The sequence below is a fragment of the Duganella aquatilis genome, from assembly GCF_009674565.1.
In the GTDB taxonomy this organism is placed as follows: domain Bacteria; phylum Pseudomonadota; class Gammaproteobacteria; order Burkholderiales; family Burkholderiaceae_D; genus Rugamonas; species Rugamonas aquatilis.
Genome location: NZ_WKJL01000008.1, coordinates 147,590 through 167,124, shown reverse-complemented (window position 1 = coordinate 167,124; position 19,535 = coordinate 147,590). Strand labels below are relative to the sequence as shown.

General features: G+C 67.3%; 5 protein-coding genes. 2 read left to right on the top strand and 3 right to left on the bottom strand.

Annotated elements, in window-relative coordinates; genetic code table 11:
- Positions 1-38 precede the first annotated feature (38 nt).
- On the bottom strand, positions 39-13,094 hold the full coding sequence (locus GJ698_RS13405) for an Ig-like domain-containing protein (protein WP_166454860.1): 13,056 nt from the start codon (positions 13,092-13,094) through the stop codon (positions 39-41).
- 239 nt (positions 13,095-13,333) lie between these two features.
- Here GJ698_RS13405 and gshA point away from each other — a divergent pair, with 239 nt between their 5' ends.
- Positions 13,334-14,935 (top strand): glutamate--cysteine ligase, encoded by a 1,602-nt coding sequence (gene gshA, locus GJ698_RS13400; RefSeq protein ID WP_154358115.1) that lies wholly within the window; start codon positions 13,334-13,336, stop codon positions 14,933-14,935.
- Positions 14,935-15,978, top strand: a complete 1,044-nt coding sequence (locus tag GJ698_RS13395; RefSeq protein WP_154358114.1) for a histone deacetylase family protein — start codon at positions 14,935-14,937, stop codon at positions 15,976-15,978. The genes gshA and GJ698_RS13395 overlap by 1 nt, the downstream gene beginning before the upstream one ends.
- On the opposite strand, the gene GJ698_RS13390 is transcribed toward GJ698_RS13395, so the two are convergent.
- Both GJ698_RS13390 and GJ698_RS13385 read right to left on the bottom strand, forming a co-directional pair.
- Positions 15,944-16,990, bottom strand: coding sequence for a serine hydrolase domain-containing protein (locus tag GJ698_RS13390; protein ID WP_208023818.1), 1,047 nt, complete (start codon positions 16,988-16,990; stop codon positions 15,944-15,946). The genes GJ698_RS13395 and GJ698_RS13390 overlap by 35 nt on opposite strands.
- Before the next feature lie 25 nt (positions 16,991-17,015).
- The gene (locus GJ698_RS13385) at positions 17,016-19,409 is read right to left on the bottom strand and encodes a PepSY domain-containing protein (RefSeq protein ID WP_371865293.1); all 2,394 of its coding nucleotides are present in this window, start codon (positions 19,407-19,409) and stop codon (positions 17,016-17,018) included.
- Between the last annotated feature and the right edge of the window lie 126 nt (positions 19,410-19,535).

Genomic DNA, 19,535 nt, shown 5'->3' with positions numbered 1-19,535 from the left:
TCCGGCAAAACCGTTTTCACCTTGTTCAGAATGGCATGTTACAAGCTAGCGATCAGGCTCATGCCGTTGGCGCCGAACTGGCTGCCCACCAGCGTCACGTCGTGCGCCAGCGCCAGGGTCAGGTCGGCGCGGCTATGCGTATCCAGGTAAGTGTCCCACTTGGCCAGCGTGGCGCTGTCGGCCTGCTGGCCGGCATTGTGGTACAGCAGGTTAACGAAGGCGTTGTCGTCCAGGCTGCCGAAGCGGGCGCCGAATTCCACCGACTCGATGAAGCCGGCGCCCAGCGCAGCGTTCTGCAGGCCGCTGTCCAGCCAGAGAACAAAACCTGGCAGATCGCCGGCGCGGCCCAGCGTCAGGTGGTACAACATGCCCAGTTCCTGCAGCTTGGCGGCGCCGGCCTGGGTAAAGCCGAGGTCGCGCGTAACGCCGTTGAACTCGCCCAGCTCGATCTGGCGGATGGTGTCCAGGCTGCCTTCCGGCTCGGCGATCATGACGTCGCCGGCCTTGCTGAGCGCCAGGCTGTAGTCCTTTTCCGCGCCACTGTAGACCACGGTGTCGATGCCGTCGCCGCCGACCAACAGGTCGGAGCCGGCGCCGCCTTCCAGGCGGTCGTTGCCGGAATTGGCGAGCCAGCCCTGCTCCTGGGTCAGCAGCTTGCCACCGAGCGGGATGCCATCGTCGGTGAGCCACAACGCGCGGTGGGCGCTGGACAGGGCGATGTCGGTCAGCACGTCGGCGCGCGCCAGGGTGCTGTCGGACGCCGCGGCGAGCCGCGCCAGGTACGGCGTCAGCGCCGCCTCGTCCGGCGCCTTGCCCAGCGTGTCGGTCAGCAGTCGCGCCACATAATCGTGGTTATTCAGCGTCATCAGCCCTTGCAGCGACTCGGTTGACAGCAGGAAGCCGACAGCCAGTTGCTGGTTGGTCAGCGTGCCATGCACCGCCCAGTTGCTCAGTCCTTCCAGATCCGGCGCGCGGTCGAAGGCGGCGTGGTACAGCAGCGACAGGGTCTCCAGCCGCGCAACATCGGTGGTGGCGAACTCCAGAGCCTGGAAGCCGTGGTTCAGTTCCGCTGCCGTTACGGTTTCGCTGCCGCTGGCGCCAGCCATCGCGGTCTGGTGGATGCCGATCACTTGGCCGCCCTTCAGGTAGAACTGCCACTGGCCGCTGTCGCTGCGGCCGCCCTGCAGCACGTCGTTGCCGGCGCCGCCGACCAGCGTGTCGTTGCCGCCGCCGCCCGCCATCTGATCGTTGCCGTCGCCGCCGTTCAGGTAATCGTTGCCGGCGGCAGTGATCAGCACGTCGTCGCCGCCGTTGCCGTACAGCGTGTCGTTGTCGCTGCCGGTGGTCAGCACGAAGCGCTGCGCCTCGCCGTCGCCGATGAAGAAGTTGGCGCCGGCGCCGCCGGTGATGGTGGCGGCGCCCATGATGGCGGCAAACTGCACGTTATCGAGCTGCAGGCCGATGCCTTGCGGCAGCGCATGGGTGTCGATCACCAGCGCGCTGGCGGTATTGTCCGGCGTGGCGGCGTGCTGCGGGCCGCCGCTGGCGCCGCCGGCGGCAACGATGTCGCTGCCGTCGATGATCACGGTGCCGGTGGCGCCACTGGCGCCGCTCATCGCCAGCGTGGCGTGCTGCAGCAGCACGTTCGGCGCCAGGCCGGCGAGAAATTCCTGCGCCTGGGCTTCCATCGCCACGCGGGTGGCCTGGCCGGCCGCCGTGTGGTCGTCGATGCGGCCGATCAGATCGGTCAGCGCCATCGTCCCACTCAGCAGCGACGCCGGACCGGAAGCCTCGAAGCCGACACCGACCGGCAGGCTGACCACCAGGCTGGTGCCGGGATTGCCGCCGCTGGCGGCGATCCCGATCGGGATGTCGGCCAGGTTGGCGTGCTCGGTGCTGTGGTCTTCCGGCCGGCTGCTGCTGATGGTCGGCACGGTGATGGTGTGCGTGGTCAGCCCGGTGCGGCTGTCGACGCCGGTCTGGGTGGTGATCTGCACGCCGTCCACCAGCGACGGCGTGCCGGGATTGACCGGCGGCGGATTGGTGTTGACCGCCACCACCAGCGGCGTCGCCGCCGTGCTGGCATTGCCGGCGGCGTCGTTGAACAAGCCGCCGCCGACGTTGACCGTGATCGGCGTGGTGCTGTTGGCCGGCGGCGTGATCACCACCGTGTAGGTGGTGCCGCTGCCGCTGAAGCCGCTGACCACGCCGCCGGTGACCACCAGGTCGGCCTGGGTCAGCACACCCGGATCGCTCAGCGTCAGGGTGATGGTGGTGCTGCCGCCCTGTCCCACCTGTGTGGCGCTGCTGGCCAGCGTGACCGTGGGCGCGGTGGTGTCCAGCGTGTACTGCACGCTGTGGGTGGTGCTGACGTTGCCGGCGGCGTCGGCCACCCGCACCATCAGCGCGCGCGTACCGGGCACCAGCGTGCGCCCCAGCGACCAGGTGGTACCGCTGACCGTCGCCAGGTGCCAGGTCACGCCGCTGTCGACCGAGACTTGCACCACGTCACCGGCCGCCAGCGGCGCGCTCAGCGTACCGCTCAGCGTCTGGTTCGGGTTATTGGTGATCAGGTCGCCGCCGGTGCCGCTGTCGTTAGAGAAGGCGACGCCGCCGCTGGCCGTCGCCGTCGGCGCCACCGTGTCGATCTGCAGTGACGGAATCGCAGCGCTGCCGCCGGTGTTGCCGGCAACGTCGGTGTAGCCGCTGACGCTGATGGTGGCGCTACCGGACGCCACGCCGCTGGTCGGCGTGAAGGTGGCGGTATAGACCAGCGGATTGCTGGTCGGCGTCAGCGTGCCCAGCATGCCGCCGGCCACCGTTATATTGCTGTTGCTAAAGCCGACCGGCGCTTCGGAGAAAGTGAACGTGATGATGGCCGGATCAACGCCGTTGGCCACCGGCACATTGCTGGTGATGGTCACCGTCGGCGCACTCTGGTCGAACACATACGGCGTGCTGGTCGGCGCGCTGTAGTTGCCTGCCGTGTCGATCACGCGCACCTGCATCACGCCGCTGGCGGTCAGCATGTGCGCCAGGCTCCAACTATTACTGCTGACAGCGGCCGTATCCCAGGTGCCGCCATTGTCGAACGATACCTGCACCGATTCGCCGGCGCCCAGCGGCGCCGACAGCGTACCGCTGACCGTCTGCGCCGAAATGGCAGTGATCAGGTCGCCGGCGACGCCGGTATCATTGCTGAACACCGGCGTGCCGGTAGCGGCCGCCAGCGGCGCCAGCGTATCCAGGCTGAGCGACGGCGTACTGGCGCCCAGCCCGCCGTTGCCGGCCAGGTCGCTATAGACATTTGGCGCCACGCTGATGACCGCACTGCCGGCGTTGATGCCTGGCGTCGGCGTGAACACGGCGGTGTACACCAGCGGATTGGCGGTGGCGGTGAAGCCGCTCAGCGTGCCGCCGGTGGCGGTAACGTCGCCAGCGGCAAAGCCCAGCGGCGCCTCGTTGAAGGTGAAAGTGATCAACGCCGTGTCGCCGATCTTCAGCGACGCCAGGCTGCTGCTGATCAGCAGCGTCGGCGGTGCCGCGTCGATGCTGATCGGGCTGCTGACGGCGCCGCCACCGACATTGCCGGCAGTGTCGGTGTAGCTGCCGGCCAGCACCGAGACCGCGGCCGGCAGACTGTAGCCGGCCGCCGGCGTGAACTGCGCCGTGTACACCAGCGGATTGGCGGTGACGGTGAAGCCGCTGATGCTGCCGCTGCCAGGCGGCAGCACGATGTCGCCAGCGGTGAAGCCGCGCGGCGCTTCGCTGAAGGTGAAAGTCAGCGTGGCGCTCTCGCCGGCCTTGAGGGCGGCGGCATTGCTGCTGATGGTCATCGTTGGCGGCGTGGTGTCCAGCACATAGGCGGCCGAGTAAGCGGCGCCGTGGTTGCCGGCGCCGTCGGTCACGCGCACCTGCAGCGTGCCGCTGCCGCTGAGGAACACCGGCGTTCCCAGCGCCCAGTTGACGCTGCCCACCGGCGCCACCGCGCTGGTCCAGCTGGCGCCATTGTCCACCGACACTTCGACGATATCGCCGCCCTGCACATTGGCGTCCAGCGTGCCGCTAATGGTCTGCACCGGGCTGGTCGTGATCAGGTCGGTGTTACTGACGCCGGTGTCGACGCTGAATGCCACCGTGGCGATGCCGGTGTTGGGCGCCTGGGTGCTGTAGCTGATCGGCGTGATGGCGGCCGCCAGGCCGGCGTTGCCGGCGGCGTCGAGGAAGCTGCCGGCGCCGACCACGATGGTGCCGCTGCCGCCGGACACACCCGGAGTCGGCGTGAACAGCGCGGTGTACACCAACGGATTGGCGGTCAGGCCGAAGCCGCTCAGGGTGCCGCCGGCGACGCTGATGCCGCCCAGCGTGAAGCCGAGCGGCAGCTCGCTGAAAGTGAAGGTGATGGTGGCCGATTCGCCGATTTTCAGATTGGCGGCGCTGCTGGTGATCTGCAGCGAAGGCGGCGCCGTGTCCACCGTGATCAGCGGCGAGACCGCACCGCCGCCGGCATTGCCGGCCAGGTCGGTGTACATGCCGGGCGCCAGCGTGACGCCGGCGCTGGCGCCGCCCAGGCCGGCGGCCGGCGTGAACAGCGCCGTGTACACCAGCGGATTGCCGGCGCTGACGGCGAAGCCGCTCAGCGTACCGTTGATGGGCACCAGGTCGCTCTGCGTGAAGCCGGTGGGGGCCTCGCTGAAGGTGAAGGTCAGCGTCGCCGCCTCGCCGGCCTTGAGCGTGGTGGCGCTGCTGGTGACGGTCATGGTCGGCGCCACCAGGTCCAGCACATAGCCGGCCGAGAACACCGAACCATGGTTGCCGGCGGCGTCGCTGACCCGCACCTGCAGCGTGCCGCTGCCGGTCAGCGACTGCGGCAGCAGCGCCCACTGGCCGGGCGCCGACGTCACCGCGTTCAGCCAGGTGGCGCCATTGTCCAGCGACACCTGCACAAATTCGCCGGCGCCGACCGGCGCGCTCAGCGTGCCGGTGATGATTTGCGACACCGCATTGGTGACCAGATCGCTATTGCTGGCGCCATTATCGGCCGAGAAGCTGAGCGCCAGCACGCTGGCGGTCGGCGCCAGCGTGTCGATTGCGATCGGCGCGCTGTTGGCGTTGGTGCCATGGTTGCCGGCGGCGTCGGCATACACGCTGCCAGCCACGCTGATGACGGCGTTGGCGCTGGCGATGCCGGCGCCCGGCGTGAAGGTGGCCGTGTACACCAGCGGATTGCTGGTGGCGGCCAGACCGCTCAGGGTGCCGTTGCTGGCGCTGATGCTGCCCAGCGCGAAGGCGCTCGGCGCGTCGCTGAAGGTGAAGGTGATGGTGGCGCTGTCGCCGGCCTTGAGCGCGCTGGCGCTGCTGGTGATGGCCAGCGTCGGCGCCAGCGTGTCGACGCTGATCACCGGCGAGCTGCCGCCGCTGCCGTCGTTGCCGGCGGCGTCGGTGTACAGATTATTGCCCAGCGTGACGCTGGCGTTGCCGTTGAAGCCAGCGGTCGGCGTCAGCACCACCGTGTACACCAGCGGATTGCTGGTCGCGGTAAAGCCGCTCAGCGTGCCGCCGGTGGCGATCAGGTCGCCCAGCGTGAAGCCGGACGGCGCTTCGCTGAAGGTGAAGCTGATGGTGGCGCTCTGGCCGGCGCGCAGTGTGCTGGCGTCGCTGCTCATCGCCACCGTCGGCGCGGTGGTGTCCAGCACATAATTGTGGGTGGTGACGACGCCATGGTTGCCATTGGCGTCGCTGACCCGCACCTGCACCGTGCCGTTGCCGTTCAGCGTCTGGCCGAACAGCGACCACAGATTGCTGCCGGCGCTGGCGCTGGCGGTGGTCCAGCTGGCGCCGTTGTTGAGCGAGACTTCCACCACGTCGCCAACCGCCAGTACGCCGCCGTTCAGCGTGCCGGCGATGTTTTGCGCCGCGGTCTTGGTGATCAGATCGGTGTTGCTGCTACCGGTATCGGCCGAGAACAACACCGTGCCGCCGCCCAGGGTCGGCGCCAGCGTGTCGATGCTGATCGGCGGCGAACTACCGGCGGCGCCGCCATTGCCGGCCAGGTCGGCATAGGCGCCGGCCGCCACGCTGATCACGGCGCTGGCGCCGGCCACATTGGCGGCCGGCGTGAACAGCGCGGTGTACACCAGTGGATTGGCGGTCTGCACCAGGTTGCTGATGGTGCCGTTGCTGGCGCCGATGTCGCCCAGCGTGAACGAAGCCGGCGCCTCGCTGAAGGTGAAGGTGATGGTGGCGGTGGTGGTGCTGTTGAGCGCACTGGCGCTGCTGCTGATGGCCAGCGTCGGCGCCAGCGTGTCGACGCTGATCGCCGCCATCGTGCCGCCGACGCCGAGGTTGCCCAGCGTGTCGGCAAAAGTGCCGCTGGCAATGCTGATGGCACCGCTGCCATTGGCGACGCCGGCGGTGGCGCTGAACACCGCTGTATAGATCAGCGGATCGGCGGTGGCGCTCAGGCCGCTCAGCGTGCCGCCGCTGACGGTGATATCGCCAAAGGTGAAACCAACCGGCGCGCTGCTGAACTTGAAGGTGATGTTGGCGACATCGCCGGCCTTGAGCGCGGTCACATCGCTGAGGATGGCCACGCCCGGCGCCACCGTTGCGTAGGTAATGGTCGGCACGACACCGCCGGCCCCGTTGTTGCCTGCCAGATCGGTATACGCACCAGTGGCCACCGACACCGCGCCGATGCCGGCCGCCTGCCCGGCCAGCGGCGTGAAGATCGCCGTGTACACCAGCGGATTGGCAGTGGCGGTGAAGCCGCTCAACGTGCCGCCGCTGACGGCCACACTGGCGGCGCTGAAGCCAACCGGCGCCTCGCTGAAGGTGAAGGTGATCAGCGGTGTATCGGCGCTGTTCAGCACCAGTTTGCTGGAAGTGATCGCCAGCGTCGGCGGCGTCTGGTCGAGCGTGTAGGCGGCGCTATAGGCTGAACCATGGTTGCCGGCGGCGTCGCTGACGCGCACCTGCACGTTGTGGCCCGCGCCGCTGCTGAGCGTCTGGCCGGCCAGCGACCAGGTGTTATTGCCGGCGCTGGCGGTGGCGCTGGTCCAGCTGGCGCCGTTGTCGAGCGACACTTCCACCGTCTCGCCACCTAGCAGGTTGGCGCTGAGCGTGCCACTGAGGTTTTGCGCGGCCACATTGGTGACCAGATCGACCGCGCCGCTGTCGGCGGAGAACACCACGCTGGCGCCGGTGGTGAGCGGCGCCTGGGTGTCGACGCTGATGCCGGGCGAAGTGGCGCCGGCGCCGGCATTGCCGGCCTTGTCGGTATAGCTGCTGGCAGCCAGCGTGATGTTGTCGATGACGCCGTTGACGCCGACCGCCGGTGTGTAGGTGGCGGTGTACACCAGCGGATTGCTGGTGACGGTCAGGTTGCTCAGCGTGCCGTTGCCGGCGCTGACGTCGTTCAGGTCGAAGCCGCTGGGCGCCTCGCTGAAGGTGAAGGTGATGGTGGCGGTTTCGCCGGCCTTGACCGCGGCCACATTGCTGCTGATGCTGGCCGTCGGCGGCGTGTTGTCCAGCACATAGCTGGTCGAGAAGGTGGCGCCATGGTTGCCGGCGGCGTCGGTGACGCGCACTTGCAGCGTGTTGCTGGCGTTCAGCGTCTGGCCGGCCAGGCTCCAGGCGCTGCCGGCGCCGGTGGCGGTGGTCCAGCTGGCGCCATTATCCAGCGACACCTCGACGTACTCGCCGCTGCCCAGCGGCGCCGCCAGCGTGCCACTGATGGTCTGGGCGCTGGTGTTGGTGACCAGATCGGTCGCGCTGCTGCCGCTGTCGACCGAGAACACCACCGTGCTGGCGACCGCCACCGGCGCCAGCGTGTCGATGCTGATCGGTGGCGTCACCGAGCCGGTGTTGCCGTTGCCGGCGGCGTCGGTAAAGGCGCCGCCGGCGATGGTGATGCTGGCGGCGGTGTTCTGGATGCCGGCGGTCGGCGTGAAAGTGGCGGTGTACACCAGCGGATTGCCGGGGTTGACCGTCAGGCTGCCCAGGGTGCCACCGGTGGTGACCACGTCGCCGGCGGTAAAGCCGACCGGCAGTTCGCTGAAGGTGAAGGTGACAATGGCGGTCTCGCCTGCCTTGACCGCCGCCACATTGCTGGTGATCGCCACGGTCGGCGCCAGCGTGTCGATGTTGATGACCGGCCCGGTGGCGCCGCCGCCGCTGTTGCCGAAGGCGTCGGCATAGGCGCCGGCGCTGACGCTGATGTCGGCTGTGCCGCTGCCAATCCCGGCGTTGGGCGTGAACACCGCCGTGTACACCAGCGGATTGGCGGTGGCGGTAAAGCCGCTCAGGCTGCCGTTGTTGTAGCTGATGTCGGCTGCGGTGAAGCCGGTCGGCGGCGTGCTGAAGGTGAAGGTCAGCGTGGCCGCCTCGCCGGCTTTGAGCGCGACGTCGTCGGCGGTGATCAGCAGCGACGGCAGCGTGGTGTTGATGGCGATCGGCACTGTCAGGCTGGCCTGGCCGTTGTTGCCGGCGGCATCGATATAGCCGCCGGCGTTGACCTGCACGGTGGCGGTCACGCCCAGCTGACCGGCGGCCGGGGTGAAGGTAGCGGTGTAGATCAGCGGATTGGCGGTTTGCGTCAGGCCGCTGATGGTGCCGCCGGTGACCGTCAGCGACGACGCGCTGAAGTTGGCCGGCGCCTCGCTGAAACTGAAGGTCAGGGTAGCGGTCTGGCCGGCGTTCAGCGCGCCGAGGTCGCTGGTGGCCAGCACCGTCGGCGCGGTGGTGTCCAGCACATAGCCGGCGCTGAAGGCGGCGCCGTGGTTGCCGGCGGCGTCGTTGACGCGCACCTGCAGCGTGTTGCTGCCAGCCAGCGTCACGCCGCCCAGGCTCCAGCTGTTGCTGCCGGCACTGGCGCTGGCATTGCTCCAGGTTACACCGTTATCCAGCGATACCTGCACCGTCTCGCCCGATACCAGCGCCGCGGTCAGCGTGCCGCTGACGGTCTGCGCCGCAGCGCGGGTGACCAGGTCGCTGCTGCTGACCCCGGTGTCATTCGAGAAGCTGAAGCCGCTGCCGGTGGTGGTCGGCGCCACCGTATCGATGCTGATCGACGGCGAGGTGCCAGCGGTGCCGCTGTTGCCGATCAGGTCGGTGTAGTTGCTGCCGGCCACGGTGATGCTGGCGGCGCCGCTGGCAATCCCGGCCGACGGCGTGAACTGCGCCGTGTACACCAGCGGATTGGCGGTCCCGGTAAAGCCGGTCAGGGTGCCGCCGCTGACCGCCACGTCGCCGGAGGTGAAGCCGAGCGGCGTCTCGCTGAAGGTGAAGGTGATGGTGGCGACATCGCCGGCCTTGACCGCCCCCAGGTCGCTGGTGATGGCCAGCGTCGGCGCCTTGGTGTCGACCAGGATCACCGGCGTCACGCCGGCGCCGCCGGCATTGCCCAGACCGTCGGTATAGCTGCCGCTGGCGACCGTGATCGAGGCCGGCGCGCTGACATTGGCGCCCGGCGTGAACACGGCGGTGTAGATACCGGCGCCCTGGCTGGTCAAGTTGCTGATGGTGCCGCCGCTCACCACAATGTCGCTGGCGGTGAAACCCGACGGCGCGCTGGTGAAGGTAAAGGTGATGTTGGCCGTGTCGCCGCTTTTCAGCGCCGCCGCGTCGCTGGTGATCACCACGCTGGGTCCCAGCGTGGTGATCGAAATCGCCGCCGAGGTGGCGCCGCTGCCGTTGTTGCCGGCCAGGTCGGTATAGCTGTTATTGGCCAGCGTGACGCTGCCCAGCAAGCCGCTGAGGCCGGCGTTCGGCGTGAATTCGACCGTGTACACGCGCGGATTGGCGGTGGCCACCAGGTTGGCCAGCGTGCCGCCGACAGCGGTGAAGTCGCCCAGCGTCAGGCCGTCCGGTGTTTCGTTGAAGGTCAGCGTGATGACGGCGCTCTCGCCGCTCTTCAGCACGCTGACGTTGCTGCTCAGCGACACCGTCGGTCCGGTGGTGTCCAGCACATAGGCGTTGTTGCTGGCGGCGCCGGCGTTGCCGGCCGCATCCACCACGCGCACCTGCAGCGTATTGCTGCCGGTCAGCGTCTGACCGGCCAGCGACCAGGCGTTGCTGCCGGTGCTGCCGCTGGCATTGACCCAGCTGGCGCCGTTGTTGAGCGACACTTCCACGTGCTCGCCGGACGCCAGGCTGGCGCTCAGCGTGCCGCTGATGGTTTGCGCGGCGGTCTTGGTGATCAGGTCGCTTGAGCTGGCGCCGGTGTCGGCCGAAAACGCCACGCTGGAGGAGGTGGTGGTGGGCGGGGTGTTGTCGATCGCATAGCTGGCGCTCAGCGGCGTGCTGCTGCCGCCCGGATTGGTCACGCGCACCTGCAACGTGCCCGAGCCGCTCAGGGTCTGGCCGTTCAGCTGCCAGCTGGTGCTGCCGGTGGCTGCCGTGGCGGTGGCCCAGGTGCTGCCGTTGTCGAGCGAGACCTCGACCCGCTCGTTGCCCAGCAAGGCGCTGCTGAGCGTGCCGGAAATGTTTTGCGCGGCGGTCTGCGTGATCAGGTCGCTGTTGCTGATGCCGGTATCCGACGAGAACGCCACGCTGAGCGCGGTGGTGCCGCTCGGCACCGCCGACACCACGGTGGTGGCGTTGTTGCTGACGATGACGCTGCCGTCGTTGACGGCCACGGTAAACGTGGTGGTGGCGCTGACCCCGGCCGCGCTCTTGAAGATCAGCGCCTGCAGCGCGGCCTGCGCCGCGCTCGGCGCCGCCGCCGACAGCGTGTAGGTGACGCCGCCGTCGGTGGTGACGAAGCCGGAGGCGCTCAGCGAGGCCGGCGTGAACGCGCCCTTGGCGGCGCTGTCCGGCGTGATGGTGACGATCACCGAGGCGCCGACGTCCGGGTCGCTCAGGGTCACCGCCGAGAACGGATGCAGTGTGCCGCCGGCCGTCATGTTCTGCGCCGCCGCCGTGCCGGCCAGCACCGGCGCATCGTTGATCGAGGTGGCGGTGATGACGGTCGAGGTATTGGTGACGCTGGCGCCGTTGGCGTCGGTGGCCACCAGCGTGAAGGTGGTGTTGATGTTGACGCCCACCGCCGCCTGGTTGGCGGTCGGCGTGAAGGTCAGCGCCTTCAGTGCGGCGGTCAGCGCCGCCGGCGTGGCCGCGCTCAGCGTGTAGCTGCCGCTGCTGCCGGACAGGCCGGCGCCGCTCAGCGTGCCGTTGGCGGCGTTGAAGCTGATCGTCATGCTGACGTTGTCGCCGTTGATGTCGGCCACGGTGACGCTGGAGAACGGCTTGATGGTGGCGTTGTCGCCGACGCCGGCGGTGGCGGCGCCGGTGATGGTCGGCGGACTGTTGCTGGTGTTGTTGACCACCACGATGGCGGCGCTGACCGCCGTGTTGGCGTTGCCAATGACGCTGTTCCAGTCGTCGCCGGCCGACAGCACGTAGCTGGTGCCGCCGGCCGAGATCGAGCCGTTCTTGTTGAGCAGCGCCTCGACGGCGGCGATGTCCGCGCCCGACAGGGTGACCGAGAACGAGGTCGCGCTGTTGACTTCCACGTTGCTGGAGGTGGAGAGGAAGCGCGTGACGCCGCCCTCGCCCGTCAGCCCCAGCTTGGCCACGGTGATGTCGTTGTTGTTGCCGACCACGCCTACAAGGTTGGCGCCGGTGACGGTCAGCACATGGGTGGCGGCGTTATAGCTGGCCGAGCTGATGGTCGGCAGCTGCACATTGCTGACCGAGATCGGATTGCCGGTCAGGTCGGCGCCGTTGCTGAGGTTGCTGTCCCAGTTGGCGGCGGCCGCGATATTGAAGCCGGTGCCGTCGACGCTCGACGAGCCGTTGTTGTTCAGCAGGCCGTTGATGGCCAGCTTGTCAGCGGCGTTCAGCGTGATCGCCGCCGCAGTGGTGCTGCTGGCGCTGACCACGGGCGAGGTCAGCGTGTAGGTGGCGCCGTTGGCGCCGGTGATGGTGAACTTGGTCGGGTCGATGGCGTCGCCGGCGCGGATGCCGCTGGCAGTAATGTTCAGCACGCCGGTGCCGGCGTTGTAGGCAGCCGAGGTGACGCTGTTGGCGGCGCGCGCGTTGGCGATCTGCAGGTCGTCGATGGCGACCTCCATGCCCAGCGGGTTGACGATGCGGATGCCGTAGATGCCCTTGAAATTGGCCATCGAGTCGAAATTCAGCAGGCCGTATTCATTGACCAGCAGGCTGGTCAGCGACACGCCGACGCCGGTGGGCTGGTAGTTCGCGTCCAGCGCATAGACCGTGTAGACCACCGTGCCCAGCAGGTTACCCAGCAGGCTGCCGCTGCCGAGGTTGATGCTGACAGCGTCGAACACGCCGCTGTTGGCGCGCAGGTCGACATAGCTGACCGGCGAGAACAGCGAACCGTTGACGGTCAGCCGGTCGTCGCTGAGCGGTATGCCGATCAGGTTGCTGCCGTTGACGTTGACCACCTGCACGCCGCCGCCGTTGGTGCTTTGCGTGTAGAGATCCAGCCCCAGGCCGAGGATGTTATCCGCATGCACCACGGCGCCGGCCGCCAGCCCGGTGGCGTTGAGCAGTGTGACGTTGGCGTTGGTGCTGAAGGTGATGGTGCCGTTGCTGCCGTTGTTCACCAGCGCCAGGTCGGCCTGATACGCCTGCTGCGCCGCCAGGCTGACCGCGCCGGCCGCCTCGATGGCGCCGCTGTGGTATTCCAGGTCCCAGTCGCCGTGCGCGCCGGTCAGGTTGGTCGAGGCGGCCACATCGGCGCCGCTGACATGGGCCAGCGCCTCGACAAAGCTCTGGCCGGCCACGCCGGCGGCCACGTCGCAGCCGTACAGCAGCAGGTCGCCGTCGTCGCTGAGCGCGGCGCCCCATTCGCGCACGGCGGCCTGGTATTGTTCCAGGTGGGCGGCGTCCAGTACCGTATTGCCCAGTTGCAGCTGGCCGGCGGCGCCGTGCGAGATGATCTGGATGCTGTCCAGGCCCTGGTAATCGCGCAAAACGGTGGCAATCTGCTCGACGCCGTCACGCCATGAAGCCAGTTTCACGACTAGTACATCATCCGCAACACCGGCCGCGAGCGCATCGGCATTCGCTACGCCTGCATCGATGAACAGCACCGAGTGGTAGGTACGGTTTGGGTCACTCATATTGCTTCTCCGCATCATTCTTGCCGATAAGCGATTATGAGTAGCTTCAAATGGAATACAAAATTTTCCTGTTTGCCAAACGTTCTGTCCGGTGTGGCAAATACGTGGGCGGGGTGGCGCACCGAAGACTGGCGCTGCTTTTGTTAAAATGCTCTTTTTACCGCCCGGCGGCGAGTTCGGCCAATTTCGGTTACTCTCAGCACCAATAATTTATTTGCTGCACCAGAAAGGATTTCAAATTGCCAACTCTTCTAACACGACGCCTGGCCCTGCTGGCCGAAGAAAAACACCGCGCCGTGCTGGCTGGCGGCTTGCGAGGCATCGAACGGGAGACCTTGCGCGTTGACCGCGCCGGCCACCTGGCGCGCACGCCGCATCCTGGCGCGCTGGGTTCGGCGCTGACGCATCCGCAAATCACCACCGATTACGCTGAGACCCTGCTGGAGTTCATCACGCCTGCCGAAAAAGACATCGGCGTCACCATCACCAAGCTGGACGGCATCCACCGCTACGCCTACAGCAAACTGGGCAACGAACTGCTGTGGAGCCAGTCGATGCCGTGCGAACTGCCGGCGGAACAAGACATCGAGATCGCCTGGTACGGCACCTCCAATCTGGGCACGCTCAAGCATGTGTACCGCCGCGGCCTGGCGCTGCGCTACGGCAAGGCGATGCAATGCATCGCCGGCATCCACTACAACTACTCGCTGGACGAACGCCTGTGGCGCGTGCTGGACGAGAATGAAGTCAGCGGCAAGCGCCTGACGCCGCGTTCCTTCCAGTCGGAATCCTACCTGGCGACGATCCGCAACTTCCGCCGCTACAGCTGGCTGCTGATGTATCTGTTCGGCGCCTCGCCGGTGCTGTCGGCCGGCTTCCTGCGCGGCCGCGCCCACAAGCTGGAGACGCTGTCCGACGACACGCTGTACCTGCCCTACGCCACCAGCCTGCGCATGAGCGACCTGGGCTACCAGAACGACGCCCAATCGGGCCTGCGTCCGCACGAGAACTGCCTGGACAGCTACGTGGCGGCGCTGACCAAGGCCGTCAACCAGCCCTACGAACCGTATGCGGCGCTGGGCACCAAGCGCGACGGCGAGTGGATACAGCTGAGCACCAACGTGCTGCAGATCGAAAACGAGTACTACTCCACCATCCGCCCGAAACGCGTGATCCAGACCGGCGAACGGCCGATCCAGGCGCTGTGTGCGCGCGGCGTGCAGTACATCGAAGTGCGCTGCATGGACGTCGACCCGTTCGAACCGGTCGGCATCAGTGTCGCCACCGGCCGTTTCCTCGACGCCTTCCTGCTGTTCTGCGCGCTGGAAGAAAGCCCGCTGATCACGCCGGAGCAAAGCGCGCGCTACACCGAAAACTTCGCCCGCACCGTCAAGGAAGGCCGCCGTCCGGGCCTGACGCTGCACAACGGCGACGCCGAAGTGCCGCTGCCGGCGTGGGGCGCCGAGCTGCTGGAGCGCATCCGCCCGGTGGCCGCCCTGCTCGACTCGCTGCGCGGCGACAGTGCCCACAGCGACGCCCTCAACGCGCAATCGGTCAAGCTGACCGACACCGAACAGACGCCGTCGGCCAAGGTGCTGGCGGCGCTGCGCGCCCACGGCCAGTCGTTTGCCGCCTTCGCGCTGGCGCAGAGCGAACAGCATGCGGCCTATTTCCGCAGCCAGCCGCCGACCGCCGACGAGGCGGCCTACTTCGACGGCCTGGCCGCCGTGTCGCTGGCCGAGCAGGCCGAGATGGAAGCGGCGCCGCAAGCCAATTTCGACGACTACGTGGCGGCCTATCGCAACAGCAATCTGTGCCGGTCCAGCCAGGACTGTGACTGATGCTCACCTTCTACAACGAGCTGCACGCGCAGCACCGCGGACGCCACGAATTTTTTCGCGGCGAACAGGTGCCCTGCTTTGAAAAGCCGGAGCGTGTGGATTCGGTATTGGGAGAACTGGGCCGGCGCGGCCTGGGACGCATCGTCACGCCGCACGGCGTACCCCTGATGTCGCTGGAGCGCGTCCACACGCCGCGCTACCTGCACTTCCTGCGCAGCGCCTGGAACGACTGGGTGGCGCTCGATCCGGCCAACGCCAAGAAGGACGCCTTCCCTTCCGTGTGGCCGGTGCGCACGCTGCGCAGCGACATCGAGCCGGACAACTTCGCGGCCAAAATGGGCTTGTACTCGATGGACAGCGGCACGCCGCTGACCGCCGGCACCTGGACCGCCGCCAAGACCGGCGCCGACTGCGCGGTCAACGCCGCGCACGCGCTGCGCCTCGGCGAGCGCGGCACCTTTGTGCTGAGCCGTCCGCCGGGCCACCATGCGGGCGCGGACTTCTTCGGCGGCTACTGCTTCCTCAACAACGCGGCGCTGGCGGCGCAGCACCTGCTGGACGACGGCGCGCGCAAGGTCGCCATCATCGACATCGACTACCACCACGGCAATGGCACGCAGAGCATCTTCTACCACCGCGACGATGTGCTGTTCATTTCCATCCACGCCGATCCGCGCAGCGAATACCCGTTCTACCTGGGCCACGCCGACGAACGCGGCGAAGGCGCGGGACTGGGCTACAACCTGAACGTGCCGCTGGCGGCCGGCAGCAGCACGCAGGCGTGGTTCTCGGCGCTGGAAACCGCCTGCATCCGCATCGGCAGCTTTGCGCCGGACGCGCTGGTGGTGTCGCTGGGCGTCGATACCTTCGGCGGCGATCCGCTGTCGAAATTCAGCCTGCAAAGCGCGGACTACCTGAAGATCGGCGAGCGCCTGGCGTGGCTGAATTTGCCGACCGCCTTTATCTTCGAAGGCGGCTATGCGGTCAAGGAGCTGGGCGTCAACGTGGTCAACGTGCTGGAAGGGTACGAGACAGCGCTGTAAAGATATAGTCGGTCAGCAGCTTCTCGCTGACCGCGTGCGGCTGGCGCACCTGGAAGTTGGTGGTGGTGATGACGATGACCGCGCGCTGTTCCGCCATCACGATCACCTTGTTGCCGCCGCTGCCAGACATCATCGCCGTGCTGTAGGTTTTGCCGTCCTGCGTGAACTTCTTCAGCCACCACAGATAGCCGTAATCGGTATTCTCATCGACCTGCGCGTGCGGCGACAGCGACTGCCTGACCCATGCCGCCGACACCACCTGCCTGCCTTCCCATACGCCGCCGTTCAGGTACAACTCGCCCAGCTTGAGCAGGTCGCGGCTGCGCAGATAGAGGCCGCCGCCGGTCATGGCCGGCCCGGTGGGCGTGTATTGCCAACGCAATTTCGTGATGCCCAGTGGATTGAACAGGGTGCGTGCCGCAAACTGGTCGGTTTTTTCGCCGGTGGCCTTCTCCAGCACGGGACCGAGCATGGTCGGACCGGCGGTGCAGTAGGAGAAGCTGCGGCCATAGGGCGCGTCCTTGGGCTTGGTGGTCCAGTCGGCAAAGCCGCGGATCGGCAAATCCATCGCGAACTGGGTCCAGTCCTCCAGCAGATACATGGCTTCCTCGTTGCCGCGCGAGTACTGGTTCTGATCGTCGCACTCCAGCAGGGAACTCATGGTGAGGAAATCCTCGACGGTGATCTTTTCCTTGCGCGGATCGGGATAGCGCACCGGATGCTTGTCGGGGAAGAAGGCAAACACCGGCGCATCGAGTTTCAGCTTGCCCTGGTCGATGGCGATCCCCACCAGCATGTCGGTCACGCTCTTGGTGACCGAACGGGTGTTGCGCAAGCCTTCGGCGCCATCGTTGTCGAAATAGGTTTCGTGAACCAGCTTGCCGTCCTGGGAGATCAGGACACTGGTGATCTGCTTGAAGTCGCCCTTGCGGATCGCGGCGTCCATGTCCGCAAGGGGTTCCGCCGTCGCGGTCACGCACACCAACATCAGAGGAAGAAGCACGCTTTTCATGACCGCTCCAATCGGTTAGACCGGATCAGTATACATCGCGCCGGTAGCGGCCTTCCTCCGTCAGCTGCTCCAGCTGCGCGCGGCTGATGATGGCGGCCAGCGCGTCATCCACGCCGCCGGCCATGCCCTGCAGGCTGCCGCAGACGAAGATGACGGCGCCGTCGGCGATCCAGTTGCGCAGCGTGTCGGCGCGGTCGCGCATGCAGTCCTGCACATAGCCGCCGCCGGTGACGTCGCGCGAATACACCAGATCCAGCTCCGGCAGGAAGCCCTGGGCGCGCCAGCCCCGGATTTCTTCCGCGCAGACCGCATCGTGTTCCTGCTGACGCTCGCCGAAAATCAGCCAGTTGCGCTGCGCGCCTTCCAGCACGCGCGCGCGCAGATGCGAACGCAGGCCGGCAATGCCGGAGCCGTTGCCGATGTAGATGGCGGGCGCCGGCTGCGGATACGCATCGAAGGACGGGTTGGCGATCAGGCGCACGCGCACCTCGTCGCCGATGGCCGCCTGGTCGGTCAGCCAGCCGGACGCCAGGCCCAGGCCGCGTTCGCAGCGCACCTGGCGCACCACCAGCTGCATGCTGCCGTCCTGCGGAATCGACGCCAGCGAATAGCGGCGCGGCGCCGCGTCCGGACCGTAGTGGCCCGGCCAGATGTCCACCAGCGCGCCGGGACGCCAGCCTTCGCCGATGGCGCCGGTCAGCGTGATCTCGTACAGCGGCAAGCCGATGCTGCCGGGATTGAGCAGCACGCGCTGGTCCAGGCGCCAGCTGGCGTAGTCGCTGTCGTCGGCAGCGGCGGTCAGCGCGACCTCGGCGGCATCGTTGCCCATCAGGCCGCGCAGCGCATTGCCCCAGCGGGCCAGCGCGCCGGCGTCGCCGTTGTCCACTTCAATCATCGGATGCAACGGCTGCGCGCCGAGCACCGCCAGGCGCTGGTCCAGCGTGCGGCCGAAACCGCAGAACTCCGCGTAATTGCGGTCGCCCAGCGCCAGCACGGCGTACTGCACGTGCTTCAATTCTTCTTTTGCAGCGTTCAGCAGACGGCTGAAGCGGCGCGCGCTGTCCGGCGGTTCGCCTTCGCCGAAGCTGCTGGCGACGAACAGCGCGCGGCGGTATTTGCCTAGCTGCGGCGGCGTCAGTTTTTCCAGCGAATGCACGTGCACCGCCACGCCGGCCTTTTGCAGCGCGGCCGCGCTTTGCAGCGCCAGGCGTTCGGCCTGGCCGGTCTGGCTGGCGTAAGCCATCAGCACCGGATCATCCTGCGCGCCGGCCGGCGCCGATGCCGCAAACTGCGCGCGCTCGGCCCGCGCAATGCGCTTCTGCCTGCGGCGGTTCAGGTAGAGCATCCAGCCGGTGATGCCGAAGCCCGGCAACGCCAATGCGGCGATAAAGACAATCAACTGGCCGACCACGCCGAAGTACGTCCCCAGGTGCAGCGGATAGATGGTCGACTGGAAGCGTGCGCCCACCGGCTTGTCGGCGTACAGCTCATTCTTCAGCAAGGCGCCGGTCTGCTGGTTGATCGACATGCTGCTGCGTGCGCGCACGTGTGGCGCATCCTTGGCCACCCACAGGATCTGCAGCGGCGCGCTGGCGCGCTCCGGCGGACGCAGGAAAGCCATATGCCAGTTGGGCGCGTTCTGTTCGAAGGTGGCCCAGCTTGCGGTCAGGTCGGCGGCTTCCGCCTTGGCCGGCTTGTCGGCTTTCGGCGTTTTCGGTTTCGGCGCGGCGTCGCGCGGCGGACGCAGGGTGCCCATCCAGCCATCCGCCATGTCGCGGATCGGATCGAAGGCCCAGTACACGCCGGACATGGTGAACACCAGGAACACCACCATCACCCAGGTGCCCACCACCGAGTGCAGGCCCCACAGGAAGGAGCGGCCCTTCATGCGCGTATCGAAGGTCAGCCAGGTGCGCCAGTCCCACACGCGGCGCGGCCAGCGCAGATACAGGCCGCTCAGCGCAAGCCCCATCAGGCAGAACGCCAGCACGCCGCTGACCATCTTGCCCGGATCGCGCGGCAGCAGCAGGAAGCGGTGCAGCTGTTCGACCCATTCGAAGAAGCCTTCGTAATGCAGCTCCGGCAGCAGCGCGCCGTTGTACGGATTCAGATAAACCGTTTCGCCCTTGCGTTCGCCCGGCGCCGGCGCCAGGCCGACGCGCGCGCTGGAACCCGGCGTGTCATACAGGATGATGCTGGTGACGCGCTCGTGCGGCTTGACCAGCCGCGCGGCCTGCATGATCTGCTGCGGCGCCATCACCGGCGCGCTCTGCACGGCGACAGTGCGCACGCCGGGATTCAAGGCGTCGAGGATCTCCTCGCGGAAGGCAAGCGTGGCGCCGGTCAGGCCGATCACCATCAGGACGGTGCCGGCGGTGATGCCGACAAACCAATGCAACTGGAACCAAAGCTTTTTCACGGATCACTTTCACGTACAGTATCTGCCCATTCTATAGATAATGCGAATCATTATCAATTATGAGCTGTTACAACTCGATACAAATATATAGCTTGCTATTAGATCGTGCGCTATGTATAGTTCATA